Annotated in this window: 5 protein-coding genes; all 5 read left to right on the top strand. The window is 71.4% G+C overall.

Annotated features, from left to right (window positions below; translation table 11 throughout):
* Window positions 1–339: hypothetical protein (locus AX737_RS16930; RefSeq protein ID WP_210173134.1), on the top strand; the 339-nt coding region annotated here is incomplete at its 5' end.
* 60 nt (window positions 340–399) lie between these two features.
* Window positions 400–1,437, top strand: coding sequence for an NAD-dependent epimerase/dehydratase family protein (locus AX737_RS16925; RefSeq protein ID WP_066923441.1), 1,038 nt, complete (start codon window positions 400–402; stop codon window positions 1,435–1,437).
* Window positions 1,438–1,551: 114 nt separating this feature from the next.
* Window positions 1,552–3,066, top strand: coding sequence for an NAD(P)/FAD-dependent oxidoreductase (locus AX737_RS16920; RefSeq protein ID WP_066923438.1), 1,515 nt, complete (start codon window positions 1,552–1,554; stop codon window positions 3,064–3,066).
* A 148-nt stretch (window positions 3,067–3,214) separates the two neighbouring features.
* A complete protein-coding gene (locus AX737_RS16915) occupies window positions 3,215–4,498 on the top strand; it encodes a PQQ-dependent sugar dehydrogenase (protein WP_066923435.1) in 1,284 nt (427 codons plus the stop codon).
* Complete coding sequence (locus AX737_RS16910; RefSeq protein ID WP_066923432.1) at window positions 4,495–4,830, top strand: cytochrome c; 336 nt, start codon at window positions 4,495–4,497, stop codon at window positions 4,828–4,830. The genes AX737_RS16915 and AX737_RS16910 overlap by 4 nt, the downstream gene beginning before the upstream one ends.
* Window positions 4,831–4,848 lie beyond the last annotated feature (18 nt).

Below are 4,848 nucleotides of genomic sequence, written 5' to 3'. Positions count from 1 at the left end.
GGGGTGGCTGCCCTGCGCCGGGCGGGGGACGGCCCGCAGATGGATCCCCTGGCGCTCCTCGTCGTCCTGCTCGCCCCGATCGTGATGCTCCCTTACGCGAGCCACTACGAGCTTGCCCTGGTCGCGCCGGGCCTGACCCTGCTGGCGCTCGGCCGGCCGGCGGCCCCGCTCGCGCTCGCCACCTGGCTCCTCGTCCCCCTCGCCCGGGTGCTGTTCATTCTCGACCTGCCGATCCTGTGCGCGCTGGTGCCCGGCACCCTGTTCGCTGCCGCGTGGCGCCTCCTCGCCCCGGCCGACGGCCGGCCGAGCGTCGCGGTCCCGCGCGCGGCGCCCGTCTGAGAACCGACACCGAGAACCGACACCGAGAACCGACACTGAGAACCGAAACTGAGAACCGACATGGCCCGTCTTCTCGTCACCGGCGGTTCCGGCTTCCTGGGATCCCTCCTGATCGACGACCTGCTGGCGGCCGGGCACGCGGTCACGAGCATCGACCTCCTGCCGGGCGTGCGGCGTCATCCGCGGCTGCAGGGCGTCGTCGGCGACATCCGCGACCGGCCGGGCCTCGACCGGATCCTGTCGGGGGGCGGCTTCGCGGGCGTGTTCCACTGCGCGGCGCTCCTCGCCCACGGCGCCGTGCCGGAGGCCGAGATGTGGTCCTCCAACGTCGAGGGCACGCGCAGCCTCGCGGCGGCGACCGCGGCGGCGGGCGTGCCGAGCCTCGTCGCGATCTCCAGCAACTGCCTCTGGGGCCGCGGCTTCGCGCGGCCGGTGCGCGAGGACGACGCGCCGGAGCCCTGCGAGCCCTACGGCGCGAGCAAATGGGAGGGCGAGAAGGTGCTTGCCGCCCATGCCCGCGACGTCGCCGTGACGGTGATCCGCTCGCCCACGATCATCGACGAGGGACGCCTCGGCCTCCTCGCGATCCTGTTCGAGTTCATCGCCGAGGGGCGCCGGGTCTGGACGGTCGGCGACGGCTCGCACCGCTACCAGTTCATCTACGCCCGCGACCTGATCGCCGCGATGCTGCTGGCCTGGGAGCAGCGCCGCGCGGGCACCTTCGGCATCGGCTCGGACCGGGTCGACACCATGCGCGAGAGCTTCGCACACGTCATCGCGGAGACCGGGAGCCGCTCGCGGATCGTCGGCCTGCCCAAGGGGCCGGCCGTCCTCGCCATGCGGGCCGCGCACGCGCTCCGGCTCTCGCCGCTCGGGCCCTACCATTACCGCATGATCGCGGCCGACTTCACCTTCGATACCGGGCGGATCAAGGCCGCGCTCGGCTGGCGCCCGACCCTGTCGAACAGCGAGATGCTGCTGCGCGCCTACCGCTACTATGCGGCCAACCAGGCCGAGATCGCCGGGCGGCGCGACGTCTCGGCCCATCGCCGCGCCGCCGACATGGGCGTCATCCGCGCCCTCAAATGGATCTCCTGACCGGGCCGGGACGGGCCCGCGGCGGCCCCGGGACAGCCCTCGTTAACCCTTCCGGGCGATACTCCGGCACGTTCGGGCGGACCTGATGGGGGGACCGCCCCGCCGGAGCCGGGAATGAGCCATCACACCGAGACGCTGGTCATCGGCGCAGGGCCCGCGGGGCTGACCGCCGCCTACCTGCTGTCGAAGCACGGCCGCTCCGTCACGGTGCTGGAGCGCGACCCCGCCCAGGTCGGCGGCATCTCCCGCACGGTCTCCCACAACGGCTACCTGTTCGACATCGGCGGGCACCGCTTCTTCTCGAAGTCGAAGGCCGTGGTCGATCTCTGGGACGAGCTCCTGCCCGACGACTTCATCGAGCGCCCGCGCCTGTCGCGGATCTACTACCAGGGCAAGTACTACGCCTACCCGCTGAAAGCCTTCGAGGCGCTGCGCAACCTCGGCCTGCTCACCAGCACGGCCTGCGTGCTCTCCTACCTGTACGCCCGCGCCAAGCCGATCGAGAGGCCCAAGAGCTTCCACGACTGGGTGCGCAACCAGTTCGGCGAGCGCCTGTTCTCGATCTTCTTCAAGACCTACACCGAGAAGGTCTGGGGCATGTCCTGCGACGCGATCTCGGCCGACTGGGCGGCCCAGCGCATCAAGGGGCTCGACCTCGGCGCCGCGATCCGCGACGCGCTCATGCGCTCGCTCGGGCTGCGGGGGAAGCCCAAGGCCGGTGGCAAGGCCGGCGAGCCGGTGATCAAGACCCTGATCGAATCCTTCCGCTATCCCCGCCGCGGCCCCGGCATGATGTGGGAGGCCGCCGCCGCCAAGGTCCGGGCCCAGGGCGGCAAGGTGCTGCTCGACCGCGCTGTCGACGGGCTCGGCTACGACGCCGCCACCGGCATCTGGACGGTGAGCGTGCTCATGGGCGACGGCAGCCGCGAGACCTACACGGCCCGCAACCTCGTCTCCTCGGCGCCGGTGCGCGAACTCGTCGACGCGATCCGCCCGCGGCCGCTCAGCACCTTCCACGCCCGCGCCCTGCAGTACCGCGACTTCCTCACGGTTGCGCTGATCGCGAAGTCCGACAGGACCTTCCCCGATAACTGGATCTACATCCACGACCCGTCCGTGAAGGTCGGCCGGGTGCAGAACTTCCTCTCGTGGTCGCCCGAGATGGTGCCGGATGCGGGCCATACCTGCCTCGGGCTGGAGTATTTCTGCTTCGAGGGCGACGGGCTCTGGAACAGCTCCGACGCGGACCTCGTCGCGCTCGCCAAGGCGGAGATCGGCAAGATCGGCCTGATCGACCCGGCCGACGTGGTCGATGCCTGCGTGGTGCGCCAGCCCAAGGCCTACCCGGTCTACGACGAGACCTACGCCGAGAACGTCGCGATGGTCCGCATGGAGCTGGAGCGGGACTTCCCGAGCCTGCACCTCGTCGGCCGCAACGGCATGCACAAGTACAACAACCAGGACCACGCCATGATGACGGCGATGCTGACCGTGGAGAACATCCTGGCGGGCCAGCGCCGCCACGACGTCTGGCGGGTCAACGAGGACGCCGAGTACACCGAGGCCGGCATCTCGGGGGCCGAGGAGGCGCTCGGGAGCGAGCGGCTGGTGCCGCGCAAGGTGGCCTGAACCGGCCGCCTTCACGGATGCGCCAGGGCGCCACCCCGGCGCGGACGGCCGCCTCCGGCCGTCATCGGATCACCTTGCGCGCCGCTGTCTCGCGCGCAAGACTTGCCCCCGAACGCCCGATCACGGGGCGGCACCGGGGAAGACACCCATGCGTTCACAGATCCTCGCCGCGCTTCTGGCCAGCGCCGCACTCACCACCGGCGCCCTCGCGCAGGGCGCCCAGCCCGGCGAGACCAAGGGCAAGGCCGACGACCTCGAGAAGCTCCAGGCCTTCAAGAGCACGGGCACGGAGCCGGCGCCCGAGGTGCCGCAGACCGGGCGCCGCGCCGACGCCATCCGCAAGACGCTCTCCAAGATCACGCTGCCCGCGGGCTTCAAGATCGACCTCTACGCCGTGGTGCCGGACGCCCGCTCGATCGCGGTCGGCCCCAATGCGGGCGTGCTCTTCGTCGGCACCCGCAAGAGCAAGGTCTACACCGTCACCGACCGCGACAAGGACCGGGTGGCCGACGAGGTGCGCCCCTTCGCGCCGGGCATCGGTTTCAAGGTGCCGAACGGCGTCTGCTTCTCGCGCGACGGCGTGCTCACCGTGGTCGAGCAGAACCGGGTGCTGGCCTTCCCGGCCGCCGAGTTCTTCTACGAGAACCCGGACGTGGCCGCCGGCATCGTGGTCCGCCAAGGCGAGCTGATCCCGGCGTCGGAAGAGAGCTACAACCACACCGCCCGCGTCTGCCGCGTGGGGCCGGACGGCAAGACCTACATCGCGCTCGGCCAGCCCTACAACGTGCCGCCCGCCGACAAGCTCGACCTCTACGCGAAGACCGGCATCGGCGGCATCGTCCGGGTCGATGCCGACGGGAAGAACCGCGAGGTCTTCGCCACCGGCATCCGCAACTCGGTCGGCATCGACTTCGCGCCCGACAAGAGCCTCTGGTTCACCGACAACCAAGTGGACGGCATGGGCGACGACACGCCGCCGGGCGAGCTGAACCGCGCCACCAAGGCCGGCGAGACGTTCGGCTTCCCCTGGTACGGCGGCGGCCAGGTCCGCACCACCGAGTACAAGGACCAAACCCCGCCCGCGAACGCCGTGGCGCCGCTGGCCGAACTGCCGCCGCACGCGGCCGATCTCGGGCTGACCTTCTACACGGCCAAGCAGTTCCCGAAGGCCTACCAGGGCGGGATCTTCATCGCCGAGCACGGCTCGTGGAACCGCACCACGCCGGTGGGCGCGCGGATCATGTTCGCGACGCTCGGCGCCGACGGCAAGGTCGCCTCCGTGAAGCCCTTCGCCGAGGGCTGGCTGACGCAGGACGGCGAGTATCTCGGCCGCCCCGTGGACGTGGCGGTGCTGCTCGACGGCTCGCTCCTCGTCTCGGACGACACCGCGGGCGCGATCTACCGCATCTCCTACGAGGGCGGGGACAAGTGAGGGGTCCGAGCAAGCCGCTTGGCCTCGCCCTCGCGGCGCTGCTCCTCGGCGCGCTCCCGGCCGCGGCCGGGGGCGACGCCGCGGCGGGCCGCAAGCGCGCCGCCGCCTGCCAGGCCTGCCACGGGCTCGACGGGCTCTCGAAGCTGCCGGAGGCGCCGAACCTCGCGGGCCAGGTCGAGGTCTACCTCGTCAAGGCCCTGCGGGAGTACCGGGACGGCACCCGCCGCAACGCGGTGATGAACGTCGTCGCCAAGGATCTCACGGACGCCGAGATCGACGACCTCGCGGCCTATTACGGCGGCCTGCAGATCGAGGTGCTGCCCCCCGGATGAGGGGCTCAGACCGGCGGG

It is taken from the genome of Methylobacterium sp. CCH5-D2 (genome assembly GCF_001556475.1).
Taxonomy (GTDB): domain Bacteria; phylum Pseudomonadota; class Alphaproteobacteria; order Rhizobiales; family Beijerinckiaceae; genus Methylobacterium; species Methylobacterium hispanicum.
This window is presented reverse-complemented; position numbering and strand designations above follow the sequence as displayed.